The 23584-nt window shown below is 66.8% G+C and carries 16 protein-coding genes, 1 other RNA gene and 4 pseudogenes; 15 read left to right on the plus strand and 6 right to left on the minus strand.

Annotation, left to right across the window (positions count from 1 at the left end):
* Positions 1-48: 48 nt before the first annotated feature.
* The 3 genes from ftsX to ssrA all read left to right on the plus strand — a co-directional run bounded on the left by ftsX (position 49) and on the right by ssrA (position 2176).
* Positions 49-921 carry a permease-like cell division protein FtsX gene (ftsX, locus tag CV1CTNOD_RS10090; RefSeq protein WP_131785876.1) on the plus strand — a complete coding sequence of 291 codons (873 nt, stop codon included), beginning with the start codon at positions 49-51 and terminating at the stop codon, positions 919-921.
* Positions 922-1054: 133 nt separating this feature from the next.
* Positions 1055-1534 (plus strand): SsrA-binding protein SmpB, encoded by a 480-nt coding sequence (gene smpB / locus CV1CTNOD_RS10095; protein ID WP_131785858.1) that lies wholly within the window; start codon positions 1055-1057, stop codon positions 1532-1534.
* Positions 1535-1799: 265 nt separating this feature from the next.
* Positions 1800-2176, plus strand: a transfer-messenger RNA (tmRNA) gene (gene ssrA / locus CV1CTNOD_RS10100).
* 249 nt (positions 2177-2425) lie between these two features.
* On the opposite strand, the pseudogene CV1CTNOD_RS10110 reads toward ssrA, so the two are convergent.
* A pseudogene (locus CV1CTNOD_RS10110) lies at positions 2426-3136 on the minus strand (IS6 family transposase).
* 196 nt (positions 3137-3332) lie between these two features.
* Positions 3333-4574, minus strand: a complete 1242-nt coding sequence (locus CV1CTNOD_RS10115) for an IS256 family transposase (RefSeq protein WP_131785859.1) — start codon at positions 4572-4574, stop codon at positions 3333-3335.
* A gap of 217 nt (positions 4575-4791) precedes the next feature.
* Between CV1CTNOD_RS10115 and CV1CTNOD_RS24620 the strand changes: the two genes are divergently transcribed.
* Positions 4792-4953: a hypothetical protein gene (locus CV1CTNOD_RS24620; RefSeq protein WP_165485426.1), complete on the plus strand. Its 162-nt coding sequence runs from the start codon at positions 4792-4794 to the stop codon at positions 4951-4953.
* 257 nt (positions 4954-5210) lie between these two features.
* Here the strand turns inward: CV1CTNOD_RS24620 and CV1CTNOD_RS10120 are convergent.
* A pseudogene (locus tag CV1CTNOD_RS10120) lies at positions 5211-5925 on the minus strand (IS6 family transposase).
* 58 nt (positions 5926-5983) lie between these two features.
* Between CV1CTNOD_RS10120 and CV1CTNOD_RS28225 the strand changes: the two are divergent.
* The 9 genes and pseudogenes from CV1CTNOD_RS28225 to tyrS form a co-directional block, all read left to right on the plus strand.
* Positions 5984-6124, plus strand: a pseudogene (locus CV1CTNOD_RS28225) (aromatic ring-hydroxylating dioxygenase subunit alpha); the annotation flags it as partial.
* Between the two features lie 185 nt (positions 6125-6309).
* Positions 6310-8943 (plus strand): Pls/PosA family non-ribosomal peptide synthetase, encoded by a 2634-nt coding sequence (locus tag CV1CTNOD_RS10130; RefSeq protein WP_131785860.1) that lies wholly within the window; start codon positions 6310-6312, stop codon positions 8941-8943.
* A 32-nt stretch (positions 8944-8975) separates the two neighbouring features.
* Complete coding sequence (locus CV1CTNOD_RS10135; RefSeq protein WP_131785861.1) at positions 8976-12230, plus strand: non-ribosomal peptide synthetase; 3255 nt, start codon at positions 8976-8978, stop codon at positions 12228-12230.
* Positions 12231-12253: 23 nt separating this feature from the next.
* The gene (locus CV1CTNOD_RS10140; protein ID WP_131785862.1) at positions 12254-13276 is read left to right on the plus strand and encodes a TauD/TfdA family dioxygenase; all 1023 of its coding nucleotides are present in this window, start codon (positions 12254-12256) and stop codon (positions 13274-13276) included.
* Positions 13273-14343 carry a 2,3-diaminopropionate biosynthesis protein SbnB gene (sbnB, locus tag CV1CTNOD_RS10145; RefSeq protein ID WP_131785863.1) on the plus strand — a complete coding sequence of 357 codons (1071 nt, stop codon included), beginning with the start codon at positions 13273-13275 and terminating at the stop codon, positions 14341-14343. The genes CV1CTNOD_RS10140 and sbnB overlap by 4 nt, the downstream gene beginning before the upstream one ends.
* Before the next feature lie 36 nt (positions 14344-14379).
* Positions 14380-15366 (plus strand): 2,3-diaminopropionate biosynthesis protein SbnA, encoded by a 987-nt coding sequence (gene sbnA, locus CV1CTNOD_RS10150; protein WP_131785864.1) that lies wholly within the window; start codon positions 14380-14382, stop codon positions 15364-15366.
* 232 nt (positions 15367-15598) lie between these two features.
* Positions 15599-16311: pseudogene (locus CV1CTNOD_RS10155) on the plus strand (IS6 family transposase).
* 29 nt (positions 16312-16340) lie between these two features.
* Positions 16341-16619, plus strand: coding sequence for a hypothetical protein (locus tag CV1CTNOD_RS10160; RefSeq protein ID WP_131785865.1), 279 nt, complete (start codon positions 16341-16343; stop codon positions 16617-16619).
* 212 nt (positions 16620-16831) lie between these two features.
* Positions 16832-18229 (plus strand): tyrosine--tRNA ligase, encoded by a 1398-nt coding sequence (tyrS, locus tag CV1CTNOD_RS10165; RefSeq protein ID WP_131785866.1) that lies wholly within the window; start codon positions 16832-16834, stop codon positions 18227-18229.
* 257 nt (positions 18230-18486) lie between these two features.
* Here the strand turns inward: tyrS and CV1CTNOD_RS10170 are convergent, their stop codons facing one another.
* On the minus strand, positions 18487-19035 hold the full coding sequence (locus CV1CTNOD_RS10170) for a MarR family winged helix-turn-helix transcriptional regulator (RefSeq protein ID WP_242606563.1): 549 nt from the start codon (positions 19033-19035) through the stop codon (positions 18487-18489).
* A gap of 118 nt (positions 19036-19153) precedes the next feature.
* On the opposite strand from CV1CTNOD_RS10170, the gene CV1CTNOD_RS10175 reads away from it, so the two are divergent.
* Positions 19154-19786, plus strand: coding sequence for an FMN-dependent NADH-azoreductase (locus CV1CTNOD_RS10175; protein WP_131785867.1), 633 nt, complete (start codon positions 19154-19156; stop codon positions 19784-19786).
* 94 nt (positions 19787-19880) lie between these two features.
* Here CV1CTNOD_RS10175 and CV1CTNOD_RS10180 read toward each other — a convergent pair whose 3' ends face one another.
* Positions 19881-21272 carry an FAD-binding oxidoreductase gene (locus CV1CTNOD_RS10180; RefSeq protein WP_131785868.1) on the minus strand — a complete coding sequence of 464 codons (1392 nt, stop codon included), beginning with the start codon at positions 21270-21272 and terminating at the stop codon, positions 19881-19883.
* A gap of 270 nt (positions 21273-21542) precedes the next feature.
* Between CV1CTNOD_RS10180 and dapF the strand changes: the two genes are divergently transcribed.
* Positions 21543-22535, plus strand: a complete 993-nt coding sequence (gene dapF / locus CV1CTNOD_RS10185) for a diaminopimelate epimerase (RefSeq protein ID WP_131785869.1) — start codon at positions 21543-21545, stop codon at positions 22533-22535.
* A 179-nt stretch (positions 22536-22714) separates the two neighbouring features.
* Here the strand turns inward: dapF and CV1CTNOD_RS10190 are convergent, their stop codons facing one another.
* On the minus strand, positions 22715-23149 hold the full coding sequence (locus CV1CTNOD_RS10190; protein WP_131785870.1) for a CBS domain-containing protein: 435 nt from the start codon (positions 23147-23149) through the stop codon (positions 22715-22717).
* Between the last annotated feature and the right edge of the window lie 435 nt (positions 23150-23584).

Raw genomic sequence — 23584 nt, forward strand, 5'->3', positions numbered from 1 at the left:
AGGCTCCAGCTCCCCGGGCCGCTGAGCGATCACGAGGAAATGACCGGCATGCGCGCCGGACCGCTGCTCGCGATCGGTGTCACCAGCCTGCGGCGTAATCTGGCGATGTCCGTCGCGGTGATCGTCACTGTGACGATCTGCCTGACCCTGGTCGGTGCCGGACTGCTGTTGCGGGCCCAGGTCCACACGGTCGACGGATTCCTCCTCGACCGGATCCAGGTCGTCATCGACCTGAAGGACGACATCTCCGGCGCCGAACGTGATGCCCTCGCAGCCGACCTGCGCGCAGACCCTCTGGTACAGGACATCCGCTACGAGGACAAGGCGGATGCGTTCGCGCGTTTCAAGCGTGACTTCCACAACTCGCCCGACGTCGTCAGCGGGGTGAGCGCGGACGACCTGCCTGCGTCGTTCCGTCTCACGCTCACTGACCCGCGTCGGGCCGGTGAGATCACCATCTACTACACCGGGCGGGATGGGGTCGACCGGGTCCGCGATCAGCGTGCCCTGCTCGCCCCGCTCTACCGGATCCTGGACGCCTTCACCATCGGCGCGTTCGCTCTCGCCGCCGTCCAGGCGCTGGCCGCGTTCGCGCTGATCTACACGATGATCCGCGTTTCCGCACACGGGCGGCGGCGGGAGACTGCGATCATGCGTCTGGTGGGGGCGACGAACGGGACGATCCGGGCTCCGTTCGTGCTGGAGAGCGCAGTCACCGGGATGGTCGGCGGATCACTCGCCGCGATGGCGCTGATCGCGGGCAAGGCCTACCTCGTCGATCACCGGTTTGCCCGCCAGACCGCGTTTCCGCTTTTCGGCTGGGACGCGGTGTGGGCCGCCGTCGCTGGCGTCATCCTGATCGGCACCGGGGCGTCCGCGGCGATGGCTTTTGTCGCGCTGCGCCGCCACCTGCATGTGTAGGAGGCTGCCGGAGGCCCTGGTTTTCAGGTTGCTGGATGGCCGAAGGCGGCGTGATCATGTTTTTTCCGCGCGGCCCGTCGGCGTCGGCGTAGCCTCGGTGGAACCTGGTAGGAAAGAATGAGGTACACCGAACGTGGCAAAGGAGACCGGCAGGAAGCTGGTTGCGCAGAACCGGCGGGCCCGGCACGACTACACCATCCTCGACACCATCGAGGCCGGGATCGTGTTGCAGGGCACCGAGGTGAAGTCGCTGCGCGCGGGCCGGGCATCCCTGGTGGACGCCTTCGCGCAGATCAGCGAGGGGGAGGCGTGGCTGCATGGCATGCACATCCCCGAATACACCGAGGGCACGTGGACGAACCACACGCCGCGGCGGCGTCGCAAGCTCCTGCTACACCGCGACGAGATCGCCAAGCTGGTCGGCAAGACCCAGGAGGGTGGCCTCACCCTCGTCCCGCTGTCCCTGTACTTCAAGGACGGTCGGGCGAAGGTGGAGGTCGCGCTGGCCCGGGGGCGCAAGACCTACGACAAGCGCCACGCACTCGCCGAGCGGGACGCATCGCGCGAGGTCTCCCGAGCGCTGGGACGGCGGGCCAAGGGCCGCGACGACTGATCCCTGCCGATCCGTACCGCCCCGAACCGACCGACGTGCCCAGGCGATCGCCGTGCCCGGGCCGGCTTGCCTGCCCGGGCTGGTTGATTCCAGCGCAGTTGGTCTCGGGCCAGTCGGCTTGGCGACCGATGCGTCGGCGGGAACACGGCCGGCGCGCTCGACGTCGGCCAGTGCGTGTCGTTGTGCGGCGACTCGGGTAAGATGGTTTTGGAATCAGCATCGGTCAACGTAACAATGATCAACGTAGTGTGAACTGACATGACACGGGGGTGACCGGTTTCGACTCCGGACGTCGGGATAGGGGAAGCGGGCCGAGGATGAGCGGTTATCTCGTAAACGATCCGCTCGAAGAAATAACTGCCAACAAGTCGCAGTCTGCTACACCCCGCACTTTCGCCCTCGCGGCCTGAGCGGGATTAAGTAGCCGTCAGCCTGAGAGTTCCTCCGGCTCAGGGTCTGGCGTCGCCAGGAGGATCACCTTCTGATCCGGTCACGGGATCGGAAGGAACATCTCACAGTGACTGAGCCCACACCGGCTTGCCTGCGTGACCGGTGGGGCTGAGAAACAAGAAGCAGGCTGCGCCCGGAGAAGCCCTGTTGCGGGGCCGGAGGACGCGGGTTCGATTCCCGCCACCTCCACCGTTGTGACACGGTCGGGATCATCGCGGACAACGCCGCTACCAGCGGAAACGGGCCGCGGTGATCCGGCCAGGGAAGATTCACGATCAGTGGAGCCCAGATGGTACCCAGAGCGGTTCGCGCGAGGGATCGCAGCCGAGATCGTCTCGGCTGCCTTCCGCCCCGTCGAGCGCAACAGATGCGCGTACAGGTTTCCGGGGGTCTGTTGCGTTGAGCGGGGCAGGACACGAAGGACCCCTGCCGGACCGGTGATCAGATCGCCAGGGTGAGCTCGACGAAGGCAGCCGACACCCTCAGCCGCGGGTCGGCATCAACGCCGAGTTCGTAGTGGCCACTGCGGATGTTCTGGACGAACGCATGCCCGGAGCTGACCGTCTGGACGGAACGGACGCGTTTCAACCCGCGCATCGGCCGCAGTCTGGCCTTTAACTGGCTGTGATCGGACTCGATCCGGTTGTTCGCCCGCCAGACATCAACATGATGGGAGGCAGGCAGCAGCTCGTCGAGCACCCTCGGGTAGGCGGCGGCCTGGTCGGTGGTGACTTCGACCGGGCGGCAGCCGTGCGACAACGTTCGGGTGAAGAAGCGGCGGGCTGCGGCCAGATCGCGGTGTTCGGAGGCGAGGACGTCGATGACCTGCCCGAACTGGTCGACCGCCCGGTACAGGTAGACCCACCTGCCGGAGACCTTCACATAGGTCTCGTCGACAAACTACCTGTCCCCAGGAATGTGCCCGCAGGGCCGGGCCGCATCGATCAGCAGCGGGGTGAACCGCTGCACTCAGCGGTAGACCGTGACGTGATCGACCACCAACCCGCGTTCGGCGAGGAGCTCCTCGACGTCCCGGTAGGACAGGGCATAGCGCAGGTACCAGCGCACTGCCGGCACGATCACCTCGGGTGGGAACCGGAACCCGGTGAACTCCGAGACGGGAACCGGTGGACGGGTGGGACGTCGACGCATCTGTCCACCTTACCCGATCAAGGACCTGGCGAACGCAACAGACCCTGGAATCCCTGTCTCCCGACCCCGCGTGCCTGGAGAATTCAGACAACGAGAGCGCGGTTCCATCCCTACTCGCCGATTACGGCAGCAGGTTCGAAGGTCGCGTCCGGGGGCGTGGTGTACGGAGAGTGACTCCGCGTGATCTGGGATTAGGTTATGCGGTCAAGGCCTCCGGTGTCACGGTGATCTCGGGTGTGTCGCGGGATTCCTGTGCCGGGTCGCATTTGGCGAGGATTTCCAGACCGATGTAGCGGTGGGTTTCGATCCACTCGTCGTTCTGCTCGGCCAGCACGGCACCGACGAGCCTGATGATAAACCCACGGTCGGGGAAGATACCGACAATGTCGGTGCGCCGGCGGATTTCCCGGTTCAGTCGTTCCTGCGGGTTCGATGACCAGATCTGCCGCCAGATCTCCCGTGGATAGGTGGTGAACGCGAGCAGGTCGGCTTTCGCGTCGGAGAGATGGCCGGCGGCCTTGGGAAGTTTCCCGGAAAGCGCATCGACGACCCGGTCGAACTGCACGCTGACCTCGTTGCCGTCGGCCTGGTCGAAAACGGTTCTGACCAGGGTCGCCACCCAGGACTGGGAGGATTTCGGGGTGACGGTCAACAGGTCCCGCAGGTAATGCGTCCGGCAGCGCTGCCACGACGCACCGGGCAGGGTCGCCCCGATCGCGGCCACCAGGCCACGGTGGGCGTCCGAGGTGACCAGCCGGACCCCGGACAGGCCGCGGGCGACCAGGCCACGGAAGAACGCCAGCCAGCCCGCCCCGTCCTCGCTGGACACGACGTCGAGACCGAGGATCTCCCGGTGGCCGTCGCCGTTGACGCCGACGGCGAGCAGACAGTGGATGTTGATCACACGGCCGTCCTCGCGGACCTTCATCGTCAACGCGTCGGCCTGGACGAACCGGTACGGGCCGGCGTCCAGCGGCCTCGAGCGGAACGCCTCGACCTGGGCGTCGAGATGTTTCGCCAACTGGGAGACCTGGGACTTCGAGATATGCGCGACACCGAGCTGCTCGACGAGCTTGTCAACCCGCCGGGTGGAAACGCCGAGGAGGTAGGAGGTCGCGACCACCGAGATCAGCGCCTGCTCCGCCCGCCGACGCCGTGTCAACAGCCAGTCCGGGAAGTACGAGCCGGACCGCAGCTTGGGAACGGCAAGCTCGATCGTGCCCGCGCGGGTGTCCCACTCCCGCATCCGATAGCCGTTCCGACGGTTGACTTTTTCCGGAGATACCTCCCCATAGTCCGCGTTGCAGATACTGTCCGCCTCAGCGCCCATCAACGCCTCCGCGAACGCTTTCACCATCGCTCCCAGCAGGTCCGGACTCGCCGCGGCGAGTTCCTTGCCGAATCCCTCGCTGTCGGTCACAGTCGGACGTACGGCCATCGCGTTTCTCCCCTCGAGTTGCTTCGCAGGTTTCTCGTGAGGATCACGCGGTGGTCGCTTTACGTCATGGACCGCCGCTTCGGCAAGTCGCTAGATCGTTGCTCTTCGTACACCACGTCCATGGACTCCAGCGGTTCGAACGGCGCCTGCGCTCAACCGACGGACGCGGCACAAACCGTTGCGCAGGACCGCGAGCCTGCGGGCTGAGGATGGAGGCATGGGACGTACCGAGACAGCCTGGGGCCCGTGGGAACCAGCGAGCCTCGCGGACGTGACGGCGCTCTTCACCAGGTTCCCGGCATGCTGGTGGATCGCGGGCGGACACGCCGCCGACCTCGGCGTGGACCGGCGGGGCTCCGACTGGGGTGGACGCCGGTGAAGCCTTCCGGCCGGGCGATGTATGCCGAGTGAATCCGTAGTGAACCTCCCGGTCGCACAGTAGAGGGCGACCGGACGACCCAGAGCGCGCAACGTGCGCCGGCCCCCATGGCGCCGCCACGGTCAGCGTGTCCGGCAATCCGGAAAGCACGGATGACAGGAGGCATTCATGAAGGCTCCATACCAGCCGCCTGCCCTTCAGGAGGGTCTGTTGCATTGCGCGGAAGCAGGACATGGTGGCCCCTGTCAGGCCGGTGATCAGACCGCCAGGGTGAGCTCGGCGAAGGCAGCCGACAGCCACAGACCGGGTTCGGCGTCGACGCCGAGTTCATAGTGGCCGCGGCGAATGTTCCGCACAAAAGCATGCCCGGCGCTGACCGTCTGCGCGCAGCGCAGGCGTTTTAGCCTGCGCATCGGTCGCAGCCGGGCTTTCAGCTGGCTGTGATCGGATTCGATCCGGTTGTTCGCCCGCAGGGCATCGATATGACAGGCATCCGGCAGCAGCTCATCCAGGACCCGCGGATAGGCGGCGGCCTGATCCGTGGTCACCTCGACCGGCCGGCGGCCGTGGGACAGCGCGATGGTGAAGAACCGCCGCGCCGCGGCCAGGTCGCGGTGTTCGGAGGCGCACAGTCGATGACCTGCCCGAACTGGTCGACCGCCCGATACAGATAGATCCACTCACCGGAGACCTTCGCATACGTCTCGTCCACGAACCAGCGGTCCCCGGGAGAGTGTCGGCAGGGGCGGGCCGCCTCGATCAGCAGCGGAGTGAACCGCTGCACCCAGCGGTAGACCGTGACGTGATCGACTTCCAACCCACGCTCGGCAAGCAGCTCCTCGACGTCCCGGTAGGACGAGTTGTAACGCAGGTACCAGCGCAGCGCACCGCCAACACAATCACCTCAGGCGGGAACCGGAACCCGGCGAACTCCGAGGCAGGAACTGGCGGACGGCCGAGACGTCGACGCATCGCTCGATCATGCCTGGCCCGACACCGAAACGGCGGACCCAGCCAACGCAACAGACCCAAATATCGTCCGGTGTGTTCCTATGTTCTGCACTCCCGGATCGCGCTCACCGGAGTACTGCCGGCAGAAGACGGCACCGACACGAGCGCGGCACATGTGAAGATCCTCTACGGCATCACACCGGAAACGGAGCACAGCACGTTCGGCGAAGCCCCGCGCCACGGCCAGGGCACCACCAAGGCGGGGGATTCCCGCCCCCTTCGGTGCGCGGCGCCCATCCCTTGGATATCTATTTCACCCCGGCTCCGGGGGCAAGCTGTCGTTAGTCGCAATTCCGCGGCTACCACAGGACCCGACTCCGACCGGGAGAGGAAAGGATCGAAAAAATGCCTGGTGCCGCGTCAGGCAACGTTCGCCCTGTCAGCGATGGCGCGGAGACGTTGATCAGCAGCGGCAGACCGTGCTCGGACGGCCGTGCTGTCGAGGTCTTAACAGCCGACCTCGCTGAATCTTCGACCAGCCAGGAGAGCTACGCCGGCCCAACTACCGGCACCGAGAGAATTCTCGCCGAGGTGCTGGCTGACGTGGTGCATGTCGAGCGGGTGTCGGTCGATAGCCGCTTCTTCGATGACCTCGGTGCTAACTCGTTGGTGATGGCCCATTTCTGTGCACGGATCAGGAAGCGGGCGGACCTGCCGTCGGCGTCGATGAAGGACATCTACCGGCATCCAACGATCAGAAGCCTGGCGACGGCGCTCACGGACGCTGCGCCCACCCCTGTCGAGTCGTCGGTCCCGGCGTCGATCGAGGTGACGACACCGGCCAGCACACTGCAGTACGTCCTCTGCGGAACACTGCAGTTCCTGATTTTCCTGGGATATTCCTACCTCGCCGGACTTGTCACCACCCGAGGCTACGAGTGGGTCTCCGCCGGCTCAGGTTTGATCAACATCTACCTGCGGTCGGTCCTTTTCGGCGGCGCCGGCTTCGTCTGCGTGTGCACCTTCCCGGTCGTGGCCAAATGGATCCTCATCGGACGGTGGAAACCCTGCGAGTTTCCGGTCTGGGGCCTGACTTATCTGCGCTTCTGGACCGTCAAGGTGCTGGTCCACGCCAGCCCGATGATCTTCTTCGTCGGCAATCCGCTGTACGTGCTTTACCTGCGGGCCCTCGGTGCGCGGATCGGCAAGGGCGTCACGATCCTCTCCCGCCACGTGCCGGTCTGCACCGACCTGCTCACGATCGGCGCGGGCACGGTGATCCGCAAGGATTCGTTCTTCCTGTGCCACCGCGCGCACGCCGGGCGGATTCAGACGGGCGCGGTCACCCTCGGCAAGGACGTCCTCATCGGCGAGAAGACCGTGCTCGACATCGACACGTCAATGGGCGACAGGGCGCAGCTGGGCCACACGTCCGCGCTGCAACGCGGCGAGGCGGTACCGGACGGCCAGCGATGGCACGGGTCCCCGGCACAGCGCACCGAGCTGGACTACCTGAGGGTCGCGCCGGCCAACTGCGGCGCGCTGCGCCGGGCCGGTTACGGCCTGCTTACCTTGCTCCAGATGGTCTTCGTGTACATGCCGCTCGTCGTCGGAGGCGCGTACATGCTGATGACCGAGGTTCCGGCGCTGGGCAAACTACTGGGACCGGGCACGGGGGAGATCACGTCGCCGGAGCTCTACATCGATGCGCTGGTCCTGTCCCTCGTGCTGTTCTTCGGCTTCGTCGTCGTGGGGCTCGCCGCGTTGTTCACCGTTCCGCGCCTGCTGAACCTGGTGGTCAAGCCGGACCAGGTCTATCCGCTGTACGGCTTCCATTACTCGGTGCACAGGGCGATCGCCAGCATGACCAATATCAAGTTCTTCAAGTGGCTCTTCGGCGACAGCTCCTACATCGTCCACTATCTGCGCTGCCTCGGGTACGACCTCTCCCAGGTCGAGCAGACCGGGTCGAACTTCGGCACGGAGGTGCAGCACGAGACCCCGTACCTGAGCTCTGTCGGCCGCGGAACGATGGTCGCCGACGGGCTGTCAATCATCAATGCCGACTTCTCGAGCACGTCGTTTTGCGTGTCCCGGGTATCGATCGGACCGCACAACTTCGTTGGGAACAACATCGCCTATCCCTCGCAGGGCAGGACGGGCGACAACTGCCTCCTCGCGACCAAGGTGATGATCCCGCTCGACGGCGAGGTCCGCGAGGGGGTGGGCCTGCTCGGCTCGCCGCCCTTCGAGATTCCCCGGTCGGTGGAGCGCGACAGCCGGTTCGACCATCTTCGGACCGGAGAGGAGCTAGGCCGCCGTCTCGCCGCAAAGAACCGCTACAACCTCCGCACGATGGGCGTGTGGCTGCTCCTACGGTGGCTGCCCTTCTTCGTGCTCACGGTGCTCGCCCTGGTGGCCGTCGATGTGTACGACGTCGTGGGGCAGGTGATAATCGCCACGGACGTGGCGCTCAGCCTCGGGTTCACCGCCGGCTACTTCGTCCTGGTGGAGCGTGGCGTCGCGAAATTCCGCGCGTTGCGCCCGCAGTTGTGCTCCATCTACGACCCGTACTTCTGGTGGCACGAGCGCCTGTGGAAGGTGCCGGAGACCTACCTCAACGTCTTCAACGGCACCCCGTTCAAGAACGCGATCTGGCGGCTGCTGGGGGTCCGGCTCGGCAGCAGGGTCTTCGACGACGGCGTCCACATCACGGAGCGGACGCTCGCCACCATCGGAAACGACTGCACGCTCAATGCGGGCAGCAAGATCCAGTGTCACTCGCAGGAGGACGGCACCTTCAAGTCCGATCGCATCACGCTCGGTGCCGGCTGCACCCTCGGGGTCGGCGCCTTCGTCCAATACGGCGTGATGATGGGCGACGGCGCAGTGCTCGCCCCCGACTCCTTTCTCATGAAAGGCGAGGAAATCCCACAGCACGCGCGGTGGGGGGGAAACCCGGCCGCGGAGATTCGAGATGCCCACTATCAGCGAGACAGCGACGACACCTGCGGCGCCGCCCTGATCAGCGGCAAGTAGCACCGTGGCTACGTGAGTGGAGGGAAGACCCGATGGGAATGCGAGCGGAGGCCGGCCGGGAGTTCTGGCGCGGTGTGCTCGTCGCCGGCGGGTTCACCGCGATCCCGTGCTGGACCCTCAATCCGGTGACGGGCGTCGTCGAGCACGAAGCGACGATCCCCGACGACCTCGTGGCGGCGTTGCGTCGGCTGGCGGACGAGCTGGCGGTGCGGCTCAGTTCGGTGCTGCTGGCCGCGCACGCCAAGGTGCTCGCCGCGCTGTCCGGCGAACACGAGGTCACGACCGGCTACGTCGCCGTGGCGGGCGGCCAACCGTTGCCCTGCCGGCTGACGACCGAACCCGGCTCGTGGCGGACGTTGCTACTCCAGACCCAGCGAATCGAGGCAGAACTGCTGTCGTACAAGGACTTTCCGGTCGACAATCTCAGGCGTGAGCTGGGCCTGACCGAACCGCTGTTCGAGACCGTGTTCGATCCGGCCGGTGACGGCGGCGATCTCGCCGAGGACACCGTGCTATGGGTGGGTATCGCGCACCACGGCGGCCAACTCGTACTGCGGCTGCGGTACCGGACCGACGTGCTCGACGCGGACTGCGCCGCCAGGATCGCCGGCTATCACCTCACCGCGCTCGCGCTGATCGCCGCCGATCCGGATATCGAGCACGGGCGGCAGAGCCTGCTCTCCGGCGAGGAACTCCATTTCCAGCTTGACGGGCTTGCCGGACCGCGCCGGGAGCTGCCGGACCGCCGGTTCCACGAGCTGTTCGAGCAGCGGGTGCGGGCACATCCGGACGCCGTCGCGGCCGTGCACGGCGACCGGCAGTGGACCTACCGGGAGCTCAACGCCCGTGCCAACCGGCTGGGACGAGCCCTGTTGGCTCGAGGGCTGCGTCGCGAAGGTGTCGTCGCGGTCGTGACCGAGCGGAACCTGGACTGGATGGCCGCCGTCCTCGCGGTCTTCAAGGCCGGTGGCGTGTACCTGCCCATCGAGCCGCATTTCCCGGCCGATCGCATCGCGACCACGCTCTCCCGTGCCGAGTGCGGGCTCGTGTTGACCGAACCCGGCAGCACCACCACGCTCGACCAGGCCCTCGACTCGCTGGCCGGAGTCCACACGCTCTTCATCGACGCGGCCTACGAGGAGGAGCATGCCGATGATGATCTCAGCGTCAGTGTCGCGCCGGACCAGCTCGCCTACATCTACTTCACTTCCGGTTCCACCGGTGAGCCGAAGGGCGCGATGTGCGAGCACGCGGGCATGTTCAACCACCTCTATGCCAAGATCAACGATCTAGAGATCGGCGAGGGCCAGGTGGTCGCCCAGACCGCACCCCAGTGCTTCGACATCTCGCTGTGGCAACTGGTTTCCGCGCTCCTGGCCGGTGGGCGGACCCTGCTGATCGAGCAGGACGTGATCCTGGACGTCCAGCGGTTCGTCGACAAGATCGCCTGCGGCCGGGTCACCGTGCTCCAAGTCGTGCCGTCGTACCTCGAAGTCGTGCTGTCCTATTTGGAGCAGCATCCCCGCGAGCTGCCGGACCTGCGGTGCGTGTCGGTGACCGGCGAGGCGTTGAAGAAGGAGCTCGCGCAGCGCTGGTTCGCGGCCGAGCCCGAGATCAAGCTGGTCAACGCGTATGGGCTGACCGAGACGTCGGACGACACCAATCACGAGGTCATGGACCGGGCGCCGGACTCCGAACGGGTCCCGCTCGGTCGCCCGGTCAACAACGTGCACGTCTACGTCGTCGACGAGCACCTGTCACCGGTGCCGCTCGGCGCCCCCGGTGCGATCGTCTTCTCAGGGGTCTGCGTCGGCCGCGGGTACGTCAACGCCCCCGAGCGCACTCGGCTGGCCTTCATGCCCGATCCGCACCGCGAGGGCCAGCGGCTCTACCGGGGCGGCGACTACGGCCGCTGGCTGCCCGAGGGCAAGCTGGAGTTCCTTGGCCGCCAGGACACCCAGGTCAAGATCTTTGGCTTCCGGATCGAGATCGGTGAGATCGAGAACCTCCTGTTGCGGGTGCCCGGAGTCCGCGACGGCGCGGTGGTGGTCTCCGAGCGGGTCGACCGGGGCAAGCACCTCGTGGCCTTCTACTCCGGCCGGCGGCCACTCCCGGTCGACGTCCTGCGGGACCGGCTGGGTGAGTCGCTGCCCGAGTACATGATCCCGTCCACCTTCCACTGGCGGGAGAGTCTGCCGCTGACGGCCAACAGTAAGATCGACAAGAAGATGCTGACAGCGCTCGCCGGAGAACTCGACATCGTCGAGGAGGACTACCACGCTCCGAGTACACCGACCGAGCAACGACTGGCGGCCGCGTGGGCGAAGGTGCTCGGCATCCCGCAGGACCAGATCGGCCGGCGGGACCACTTCTTCGACCGGGGCGGCACGTCGCTGTCAGCAGTGAAGCTGGCGATCATCCTGGACCGTGCGGTGTCCATCAAGGACGTCACCCGGCACCCGATCCTCGCCGATCTGGCCGCGCTGGTCGACGGCAGGCGAGAGCGGCGCGGCGGGCTACTGCAGCCATTGTCGGAATCCGGCGGTACGCCGGTCGGCGCCCTGGTGTGCTTTCCTTACGCTGGCGGGAACGCGGTGAACTTCCAGCCGATGGCCAGGGCACTGCGTGGCAGCGGGCTGGCCGTCTACGGCGTAGAGCTGCCCGGTCACGACTTGGCCGCCGAAAGTGAAACGTTGGCGCCGATGACCCAGGTGGTCGAGCAGGTCGTCGCCGAGATCGCCCGGCGGGGCCTGGCCAGGGTCCTGCTGTGGGGCCACTCCTCGGGCACCGCGTTCGCGCTGGAGACGGCCAGGAAGCTGCAAGAACGCGGTATGGACGTCCAGCGGGTGTTCCTCGGCGCCCAGCTGCTCGGCGACGCCACCGACCGCCGCGCCACGATCGCCGAGCTGGCCGGGCGGAGCAATGCCGAGATCGCCTCGGGGCTGAGCGTGGACAGCGGCTACCCCGAGCTCGGTGAGCTGGATGCGCGGCGCGCAGAGTATGCCGGCGCCGCCTACCGGCACGACTGCGTCTGCGCACACCGCTATTTCGCCGAAGCCCTGGACTCCCCGCCGACGGTGAAGCTGTCCGCGCCGGTCACCGTGGTCGTTGCCGCCGACGACCCGATCACGGCGGAGTTCCCGCGCCGGCACCGCGACTGGCAGCTCCTGGCTGAGCGCGTCGACCTGCACGAACTCGCCGACAGCGGCCACTACTTCCTGCGAACCCGTCCGGCCGGGGCGGCACAGGCCGTGCTGCGTGCCGCCGAATTGCTGGCTTCTTCTTGACCGGCAACTGAAAGGAGATCGAAATGTCGTCCTCGTCCTCGTCCTCGTCCTCATCCTCGGCGTCGCTGCTCGACGTGGACCTCCAACCCGGCAGACCTCCGATGCTGCGGGCCGAGGGCAACGGCGACCCGTCGAACTGGGCGGCCGAACATCGGGAGACGCTGCGGGTCGTCGTCGCCGAACACGGTTCGGTCCTGCTCCGCGGCCTCGGGTTGCGTGACGCGGCCGAGGTCGGTGCGGTCTTTCAGCGGCTGGCTACCGGCCTGATGGCCGAGAAGGAGGCCTTCGCGCCTCGGCGGGCCTACTCCGACGGCGTGTACTCCTCAGCGAAGTGGCCGCCGAACCAGCCGATGTGCATGCACCATGAACTGAGCTACACGCTTGAGTTCCCCGGCCTGATGCTGTTTGCGTGCCTAAGCGCGCCCACCGACGGCGGGGCGACCGGAGTGGCCGACTCGCCGACCGTGCTCGACGCGCTGCCCGCCGAGTTGATCGAGCGGTTCGAGCGGGAGGGCTGGCTGCTCACCCGCAACTACAACGACGAGATCGGGGCGTCCGTCGGTGAGGCGTTCGGCACCGAGGACCGTGCCGCCGTCGAAAGCTATTGCCGCGCCAACGCGATCGAGTTCGAGTGGCAACCCGACGGTGGACTGCGCACCAGGCAGCGGCGCAGCGCCGTGGTGCGTCACCCGGTCACCGGCCAGAGCTGCTGGTTCAACCAGATCGCTTTCCTCAGCGAGTGGACGTTGGCCCCCGAGGTGCGCGAGTTCCTGGTGGACGTCTACGGCGCCGACGGGCTGCCGTTCAATACCCGCTTCGGCAACGGCGACTCGATCGGCGAGGACGTCGTGCAGCTACTCAACGAGGTCTACGAGGCCAACACCGCACGCGAGCCGTGGCAGGCCGGCGACCTGATGCTCGTCGACAACGTCCGCACCGCGCACAGCAGGGAGCCCTTCGAGGGACCGCGCGAAGTGCTGGTCGGGATGGCCGACGCGGTGCGCCTGGCCGGCTGCTCGCCGAGCGTCGAGGTGACCGCCAGATGACCCGTATGCCTTCCACCGCAACGGAGTCCGCGATGTTCGGGCCGATCACCGTGCCACCATTCGCGATAATCTCCGGTGCCCAGGTCAAGCAGGCGCTGCAGGGGCGCAAGAAGCAGATCGTGGAGTTGGTCGAGAGCACCTACCGGCTGCACAGCGCCGGAGATTCGGTGAACCCGCCGTCCTACTTCCTGCGTTTCCGCGACCGCCCGTCCTCCCGAATCATCGCGCTGCCCGCCTCGATCGGGGGGCAGGTGCGAGTGGATGGCCTGAAGTGGATCTCTAGCTTCCCGGAGAACGTGGCGGCCGGTATCCCGAGGGCTTCGGCCGTGCTGATCCTCAATGACCACGACACCGGCTACCCGTTCGCCTGCCTGGAAGGCTCGATCATCAGCGCCACCAGGACGGCCGCGTTGGCGGCGTTGGCGGCTGACTGGCTCAGCCGCGGCCGGCGGCGCCCGACGCGCGTCGGGTTCTTCGGGGTGGGCCTGATCGCCCGCTACATTCACACCTTTCTGGCCGGCACCGGCTGGTCGTTCGACGAGATCGGCGTGCACGACCTGTCCGCCGACAGCGCGGCCGGCTTCCGTGGTTACCTGGAGCAGTCGGGCACCGCGGGCCGGATCACCGTGCACGACAGCGCCGATCGTTTGATCCGCTCCAGCGACCTGGTGGTCTTTGCCACCGTCGCCGGTCAGCCGCATGTCAGCGACCTGTCCTGGTTCGAACACAATCCGTTGGTACTGCACGTTTCGCTGCGTGACCTTGCGCCGGAGATCCTGCTCGCCTCGACCAACATTGTCGACGATATCGAGCATTGCCTGAAGGCCAACACGTCGCCGCATCTGGCCGAACAGCTCACGGGCCACCGGGAGTTCCTGCACGGCACGTTGGACGACGTGATGGCCGGGCGGGTGACGGTGCCGGCGGACCGGCCGCTGGTGTTCTCTCCCTTCGGCCTCGGAGTGCTCGATCTCGCGGTGGGCAAGCACGTCTACGACGAGGTGGTCCACTCCGGCGAGTTGAACATCGTCGACGACTTCTTCCACGAGCTGCGCCGGTACGGATGAGCGGCGGAGTGCTCTGCTGCAAATAAGGGGGCCATCGTGCCAGTCATATCCATTCCCCAGGACTTCAACGAGGAGGAGCTCTACGTCGACCTTCTGTCGATCTTCGGGCACTCGCTCTTCCTGAAGTGTGAGGGCTTCAACTTCGCCGGCTCGATCAAGCTGAAGGCCGCGACCGAGATGGTGGAGGCCGCCGAGCGGGACGGAGTCCTGACGCCGGGGTCGGTCCTGGTCGAGTCCTCGTCCGGAAACCTGGGCGTGGCGCTGAGCATGATCACGGCGAGCAAGGACTACCGGTTCCTGTGCGTGACTGACTCCCGCTGCAACCTGTCGACCAGGCGGCTGATGGAGGCGTTGGGCAGCCAGGTGCACATCATCGCCGAGCCGGACGCCAAGGGCGGCTTCCTCGCCGGGCGGATCAACTACGTCCGCGCGCTGTGTGCCTCCGACGACCGGTACGTGTGTCTCAACCAGTACACCAATCCGGACAACTGGAAGGCGCACTACTGCAAGACGGCGCCGGCGATCGCTCGCCAGTTCCCGCGACTGGACGTGCTGTTCGTCGGGGCCGGCACCACCGGGACCCTGATGGGCTGCGCGCGCTACTTCCGGGAGTGGCACCGGCCGGTGCGGATCGTCGCAGTAGACAGCGTCGGCTCGGTGACCTTCGGTGGTGCGCCGGGCCGCCGGATGATTCCCGGCCTGGGCACGAGCCTCCGTCCGCCGCTGCTCGACGAGTCCTATGTGGACGAGGTGATACGCGTCGAGGAGGCGGACACCATCCGTGCCTGCCATCGTCTGGCCAGAAGCGGATTCCTGTTCGGCGGCTCCACCGGCACGGTGGTCAGCGGCGCGATGGGCTGGTTGGCCCAGCATGACGCGCGTGAACTCACCGCGGTGGCCATCGCCCCAGACCTCGGCGAGCGCTACCTCGACACCATCTACCAGACCAACTGGCTGCAGGATCTTTACGGCGAGGACGTGCTCAGCTCCGACGAGCTGACCGCCGGTTCCCGGTCAGCCTGACCGCGCCGCCGGGTTGTTCGCCGAGGTCGGCTACCTGGGAGTGTGGCGCAAACGGGAAGGTCACCGGCTGACAGTGCAAGCTGACAGTGCAAGAGGAAGTAACCTGCCATGGGCGGGTAGACGTCGGGACTGTCGCCGTCGAGCACGCGGCAGAACGTCTTCGAAACCTGCGGCTCTGCCGGGCGAGGGGTCTGTTGCGTTCGCCGGGTCCTTGGTCGGGCAGGGCGGGTGGATGCGTCGACGTCCCGTCCGTCCACCGGTCCCTGCCTCGGAGTTCACCGGGTTCCGCTTCCCACCCGAGGTGATCGTGCTGGCGGTCCGCTGGTACCTGCGCTACACGCTGTCGTACCGGGACGTCGAGGAACTCCTGACCGAACGCGGCCTGGTCGCCGATCATATGACCGTCTACCGGTAGGTGCAGCGGTTCACCCCGCTGCTGATCGACGCCGCCCGGCCGTGCCGGCACGCACCCGGTGACCGCTGGTTCGTCGACGAAACGTATGTGAAGGTCGCCGGCCGCTGGACGTACCTGTACCGGGCGATCGACCAGTTCGGCCAGGTCATCGACGTCCTCGCCTCCGAACACCGGGACCTGGCCGCGGCCCGCCGCTTCTTCACCCAGGCGCGAGATCCCATGGCGGTCGGCCGGTCGAGGTGACCACCGACCGGGCCGCCGCCTACCCGCGGGTCCTCGACGAGCAGCTACCCGCCGCCCACCACATCGACGAACGGTATGCGAACAACCCGATCGAAGCAGATCACGGCCGGTGGAAGGCACGGCTGCGGCCGATGCGCGGCCTGAAACGTCTCCGCTCCGCACACGTGATCGGCGCCGGACACGCATTCGTCCAGAACATCCGCCGCGGCCACTACGAACTCGGAACGGACGCCGAACCCCACCGGCGGCTGACCGCTGCCTTCACCGAGCTCGCCCTGGCCATCTGAGCACCCGCCCGGCGCAGGTCCACCGTGCCTTGCCTCCGCCCAATGCAACAGAGCCGTCGACCGCGTTCTCCACCGCCATCTGCGGGTGGATGTGCGTCTGTGGGAAAGCCACCCTCACCCTGCCGCTGCGGCAACCCCTCGCCCGGATACTCGACCGTGCCGCGATACCACGCGCGGACGTCCTCACCGAAGCGGTCTATGAGCTCATCATGAGCCGCCAGACCACCTGGATCGCCCTCGGTCACGAGCCCACCACCAGCGAGCTCGCCACCTACGCCCAGTTGGTGGTCGGCCTGGGATGCCGTTGAATCGCTGGACGGGAGGCCGCGCCGCGCAGGTGAACCCGGATCGTCTAATGTCCTCGTGGCCTGTGGGTTCTGGCGCGCTACCGTTCACGGTTCGTGAAGATCATACGTCCGATTCGTGAAAATCATGCGCCGGATGTGGTGTTGACCAGGAAGAATCATCCGGAGGCGGCCCGTTAGGATAGCGACCACACCCCACGTCCCGGAGAGCTTCGATGACTCGACTGAGCAAGTCCGTCGATCGTGCCACGGCCCTGCTCGCGAACGCGAACCTCGCCGCGGACGCGACCGTGCGCGAACTGCTGGAAGTAACGAACGAACGTCGCGGTACGGACCTGTCTGATCTGTCGCCGGCTGAGCAGGCCGCGCTCATCGCCCAGCGCTCCCAGGAGCTCCAGCCGTCGGCGGACGCCCTGGCCGGACGAATCGTCGAGGCGGCGAAGAAGGACAGGCCGTTCGTCGCCAAGTTCGGCATCGACCCGACCGGCCACGAGGTCCACCTGGGCCACGCGGTGCCGATGCTCATCCTCAGCCGCTTCCAGCGGATGGGGCACCAGGTGGTGTTCATCGTCGGCGACGTGACCGCCAAGATCGGTGATCCCAGTGGCCGCTCCGACGAGCGGCCCGCGCTGACCGACGAGGACATCGCCCGCAACCTTGCCACGTACCGCCAGCAGGTCACGCCGTTCTTCGACTTCGAACGTGCCCAGTTCCGCCACAACGGCGACTGGCTGCGCGAAATCAAGCTGCCTCAACTGATCGAGATCACCGCCCAGATCCCCGTCTCGATGTCGCTGCAACGTGAGGACTTCCGCAAGCGGCTCGAGGCCGGGCAGGGGCTCTCCCTGGCCGAACTGCTCTACAGCGTCGTCATGGCGCTGGACTCGGTGGAGATCAACACCGACCTGGAGGTCGGTGGCATCGACCAGTTCCTCAACATGCAGATGTGCAGGCACGTGATGCACATCCGTGGGCAGGTACCCGAGCTGGTGGTCGCCACGTCCCTGATCGAGGGCACCGACGGCACCGGGGCCAAGATGAGCAAGTCCAAGGGCAACTACGTGCCGCTGACCGCACCTGCCGGCGAGATCTTCGGGAAGATCATGTCTGTGCCGGACCGGCTCGTGCAGCCCTACTTCCGGGCGCTGAGCGAATGGCTCGACTCCGAGCTGGCCGTCACCGGTGAGCGGGTGGCCGCCGGGTCGCTGCACCCGATGGACCTCAAGAAGATCCTCGCGGGGGAGGTCACCGCCGCCGTCCACGGTGTCGACGCCGCGATGAAGGCGCGGGAGGAGTTCGCCGCCCGTTTCTCCAGGCGCACCTTCGGCGACGTCGAGGATCTGCCCACGATCGCCGACCTGGGTCAGTCGGTGACCGATGCGGTGAAGGCGCTGGGCTTCGCCAAGAGCAACGGTGACGTCCGCCGCGTTGCCCAGCAGAACGGGCTCCGCCTCGTGGTCGAAACCGAGGGTGACCAGGACCAGATCACGCTTACCGCCGACGAGGCCCGTGAACCCCTCGCAGCCCTGGTCAAGGACAAGCTGGGCGACCGGACCGGCGACTGTTACCTCAAGGTCGGCCGCAAGCTCGCCCGGATCACCGCCACCTCCTGATCTCAGGGCGTGGGCAAGTCCGTTGCGGCGCATCGCAGGATATTTTGCCTACTGATGCCGGTGGGGCTTCGCAATGGCGGCATCTCCCAGCGAGAAGAAGATCGGGATGGTCCGCTCATCTTCGGTCGGCGCAATCACGCCGAAAAACGATAGGCGGAACCCCCTGGAGTGAGAAAGGCGGCTCCGAGTAGATCACTTGCTTTGGAGTGACCGAGGATCAGGGTGCCATGAGCCGGACCGTCCTGTCTCGGTTGCTCTTACTCGCAATCCGCTGCGTCTCCCAGGCATGGTTCGGGCGACTGGCCGGAGGCGAGCAGGCCGATGACCACGCGCCGCAACGCGGCGGTGAGGATCGCCTGCTCGTCGGCGCTCAACGGTGCGAGGACGTGCCGCTTGGCCAGGTCCAGGCGCGCCGTCATCTCCTCGTGTTCGCGCAACCCGGCGTCGGTCGGCCGGATGAGCCGGGCACGCCGATCGGTCGGGTCGGGACATCGTTTGACGAGGCCACCGTGTTCGAGGTCGTCGATGAGCCGCACCATGACCGACCGGTCGATGCCGAGGTGGCGAGCGACTTCCAGCTGGTTGCGGGCACAGTCGGTTGCGGTGACGGACAGTATGTGCAGGCCGCGGAGGCCACCGGGGAAGTCCCCGACGGCTTCCTGCGCTGCTTGCAGGAAGCCCTGCAGGACCTGGTTCAGCAGCCAACCGAGGTCTTCGTGGACTTCCGCCGGCAGCTCAGCGGCAGCGATGGTGTCAGTTCCCGCTCCCGACGTCGTCTTCGACGTCTCCGCCTCCGAGTGGTCCACCCCCCCATCCTACTGCTTGTGATCTGAGATATTCTCCGCGAGTGATACGTGTAGTTACAGACGATCGTTGCTGCACACGGTTTTACCGCGCATTCGTTGGTCCAATCGAGGAGATCACATGCCCACGCTCCTGCACATCGACTCAAGCGTCAGCCCGACCTCGGCGTCCCGAGCGGTTGCCGGCCAGTTCACCACTGCTTGGACCGAAAGCCACCCCGGCGGCACGGTGATCTACCGTGACCTCGTGGCCAACCCGCCTGCACATCTCGGCTGGGAAGCCGTCAGCGCTTCGGTGACCCCGGCGGATACGCGGTCGCCGGAGCAGGCCGCGGCCTGGGCGGAGCGTGAGGAGCTCATCGCCGAGCTTGAGGCGGCGGACGCTCTGCTGCTGTCCGTCCCGATGTACAACTGGTCGATCACGTCGACCGTCAAGGCGTGGATCGACGCCGTCATCGTCGTCGACCGGACCGTCAGCCTGACGGGCGGGCCTGGTGCGCTCAGCGGCAAGCCGGTCACGATCGTCACCGCCCGCGGCGGGGCGTACGGCCCGGGCACCCCCCAGGAGGGCAACGACTACCAGGAGCCCTACCTGCGCCACGTGCTCGCGGCGCTCGGTGCGAGCGACATCAACTTCATCAACGTCGAACTGACGGTGGCCGCGGTCAACCCGGCCATGGCCGACCTCATCCCGCTCGCCGAGCAGTCGCGGGCCGTGGCGGAGAAGGCGGTTGCGGCCCGCGCGGCAGCCTGAGCGGCGGCTCTCCAGCCGCTGGCAGCCTGGATAGGTACGCAGCGCGCCCAGGACGTTCTACGCCTGGGCGCGTCGGCGACCCGTATCCGGGACTTCATGGTCGAAGCGGCAGTGCCTTGCCCGGGTTGAGGATCCCGATCGGGTCGAACGCCTGCTTGATCGAATCATGCAGTGACTGCGCTACCGGGTCCAGTTCGTCGGCCAGGACGCGCCGTTTGATCACACCGATGCCGTGTTCGCCGCTGACTGTCCCGCCGGCCTTCAGGGCAAGGTCGAGCAGGTCGTCGAATGCGGCGAGTGCGCGCCGGCCCGCGTCCGGGTCCTCGCGCGGATACACGATCATCGGGTGCAGGTTGCCGTCCCCGGCATGACCGAAGGTGCCGATCACGACATCCCTGGTTGCGGCGATGCGTTCGATGCCGTTGATCGTCTCGACGAGGCGTGAGCGCGGTACGGCGATGTCGTCGAGCAGCCACGCACCAAGGCGCTCCAGCGCGGGGAAAGCGAGCCGGCGGGCGCCCAGGAGCATGTCGGCCTGCACGGGATCTTCCGACCGGTAACTCTCGGTCGCGCCCGCGGCTTCGCAGACGCTGACGACGGCGTCGGCCTCGGCCTCGCCGGCCTGCCCCGGCAGGTCGCTCTGGGCGAGGAGCAGGGCGGCGGCGGAGGTGTCCAGGCCCATGGGCTGGAAGCGTTCGACCGCGGCAAGCGTCGTCGCGTCCATCAGCTCCAGCAGGGACGGCGTGGCAACAGTCATGATTGATTCGACCGCCAGGCCTGCGCTGACCAGGTCCGGGAACACCGCGATCGCCGTGGTCGGGGGAGCGGGAAGCGATCGCAGCCGCAGGCGGGCCTCGGTGACCACACCGAGGGTGCCCTCGCTGCCGACGAACAGGCTGACCAGGTCGTACCCGGCCACCCCCTTGATGCCGCGACGCCCGATCCGGGTGACCCGTCCGTCGGCCAGCACCACCTCGAGGCCGAGTACGGCGTCGCGGGTGCTGCCGTACTTCACGCAGCACAGGCCGCCGGCGTTCGTCGCGATGTTGCCACCGATGGTGCACCAGTCCCGGGACGCTGGATCTGGCGCGTACCACAGGTCATGGGTGCGAGCGGCGTCGCGTAACCGCTGATTGATCACCCCGGGTTCGACGACCGCGTACCCGTCGGCGGGGCGGATGTCGCGGATGGCGTCCATCCGGTCCAGGCACAGCACCATGCAGCCGTCGGTCGCGTTGGCCCCACCGGACAGCCCCGAACCCGCGCCGCGGGGGACCACCGGCACACCCCGGGCGTGCGCGGCGCGCATCACCGCCTGGACCTGCCCGGTTGTCCGGGGGAAGACCGCGACGGCCGGTTGTCCGGCCTCCGCGCCGCTGGCCTGGTCATTACGGTAGGGGACGAGAAGATCCGGGTCGGTTACCACGGCGCCGTCCGGCAGGTCCGCTTCGAGGGCTCCGACCAGTGTTTCCCTGCTTGTCCGCATCCGCGTCACCCACCGACAGTAGAACGAGCCGGGGGATCGGCGTGAACGAGCGCGGAAGCAGCGTGGGAGCGAGCGCGGCCCTGCGTCCCCGGGTGCCCCGAGGTTGCCCCGAGCGTTTCCGGGTGCGCGAGGCTGCCCTGTCCGGCATCCGGGCGGAATGCTTCCCGCCCCCATTCGGGGGTGATGATTCCTGCGCCGCAATCACGCCGCCCGGTCCGCCCGGGGATCCGCCGCCTATAATGTCTGTGGGCGCAGGCCGGGAGGGCTCATATGAAATTCGAGCTGTTGAAAGCTCATGGTTCCAGCAACGATATATTCATCGTGGATGGCAGACCCGACCAGATTTTCGCGACGCCGACCGAGGTGGCGGATTTCGTCCGACTCGTCTGCGACCGGCGGGGGCCGTTGGGCGGCAGCGACGGGCTGTACTTCGTTGATGATTCGCAGGCGGTACCGGAGGCGTTCTTCTTCAATCCCGACGGGTCGTCCGCCAAACTGTGCGGCAATGGCCTGCGGTGCGTCGGTCGACTTGTCCTCGAACGCCGCGGAGTCGATGCGCTGAACGTCTCGACGGGTGGTGGGCGGTTCCGGGTCGAACGGATCGTGCCGGTGGCTCCCGGGGTGTGGAGCGTGGCCGTCGAGCTTCCCCCGGTGACGTTTCGCGCGGCCGATGTCCCTGTCGTGGCCATAGGTACCGAGCATGTCGACGCGGTTATCCCGGCTCTGCACCCGAGTCTGCGCTTCACCGGTATCGCCGTTCCCAATTCGCACCTGGTCGCGATCGTCGACGACTACGACGAGAACGAGCTGATCGCCGTGGGAGGCGCGGCGGCGCACCTGCCGGAAGTTCTCCCGCTGGGCGCCAACGTGTCGTTCGTCAGGCAGCTCTCCGGGCCGGCGGAAATATTTGTCCGCACGTTCGAGCGCGGTGCCGGGCTGACACCGTCCTGCGGCTCCGGTGTGGTTGCGTCCCGCACGGTGTATTCGAGGCTTGGTCATGCCCCGGCGGACGAGGCGCTCGTGGTCCGCAATCCGGGTGGATGTTCGACATCCCTTCTCCTGCCCGGCGCGGGCGGCTCCCTGATTCCCCGGCTGGAAGGTAACGCGACTTTCGTCTATCGCGCCGTCGTTGACGCAGAGCAGCTTGCGCATGCCGATTGGGGAGATCTGGACGTCGACGTGCTGACCGATGAGATTTCCGCGTATGAGCTGTTCCACGAGGACAACCTGCGGGCGATCCGCGACAGCGGGGTAGCCGTGTAGTCGCACAGCCGCGTGTCGCAGGCCCGTCGGCGCCGGAGTCAGGCGGTATCCTACCCCCTGGCGATCGTTCCAGTCCGCCGCCGAATAACCGACGTTTTCTACACTACTGTCGCGGCGGACGCCCGCCAGCTGTAGGTGGGAACAGCTGCTATAGCAGCTGTTCCCACCTACCAGTTTCCTCAGCTGGAGCGATCGGCGGGTCCTGACTTGATGGCCTCCACCAGCTGGCCCAGCTTTTCCTCGGGCAGATTCCGCGCGAGATCCGATTCGCTGATCATTCCTACCAGCTGGTTGTTCTCGATGACGGGCAGTCTTGTGACCTTGTGGTCCATCATCTGGTGCAGGACCTCGTCGATATCCGCACTCGCGTCGATGTAGAACGGCCTGCCCTGGCTGAGCTCCCTGGCCCGGGTCGTTGCCGGATCCTTCCCCTCGGCGAGACATCTGATCACAATGTCGCGGTCGGTAATGATTCCCTGAAGTCTGTTGTCGTCGCCACAGATCGGCAGGGCGCCGACGCCGAGGTCTCGCATCCTGCGGGCGGCATCGGTGAGAGTTTCGCTCTCGCCAATGCATTCGGCGTCCCTGTGCATGATCTCTTGTGCTGTAGTCATGCGGCTCCTTTCTCTACGCTCACCTCTCGTGACCATCCGATGGCACGACCGCGTGAGGTGGTTCGTGCTGCCGGGAGCCTGCAGGCGTCCGGGAGGCTCAGGTTCCCGGTCTCACTGGTGGTACCCCGCCATCCCCGGTCGCATGCTGTACGCGGATATGTTCACGCGTGCGGCACACCTGGTCGCGGGAACGACCCGTGGTTGGTTTTGCTGCGACGGACCCCTGTCGGATTGGCGACAGCCGGGTCCAAAAGGCCGGTAACGAGTCGGGATCAAAGGATCGGTAGCGCTATGATATAGCTCACAAAACGATCGATCCTGGATCGTCCAGCGGCAGAACAGGGGCCGGTGGAACACCGGGGACCGGCGGGCTGGCGGCCCCCTCCGCCGCCAGCCCGCCGGTTACGGGCTATCTCTTCTCCCCCGGTACCACCC

The organism is Protofrankia symbiont of Coriaria ruscifolia (genome assembly GCF_900634745.1).
GTDB classification, from domain to species: Bacteria; Actinomycetota; Actinomycetes; order Frankiales; family Frankiaceae; genus Protofrankia; species Protofrankia californiensis.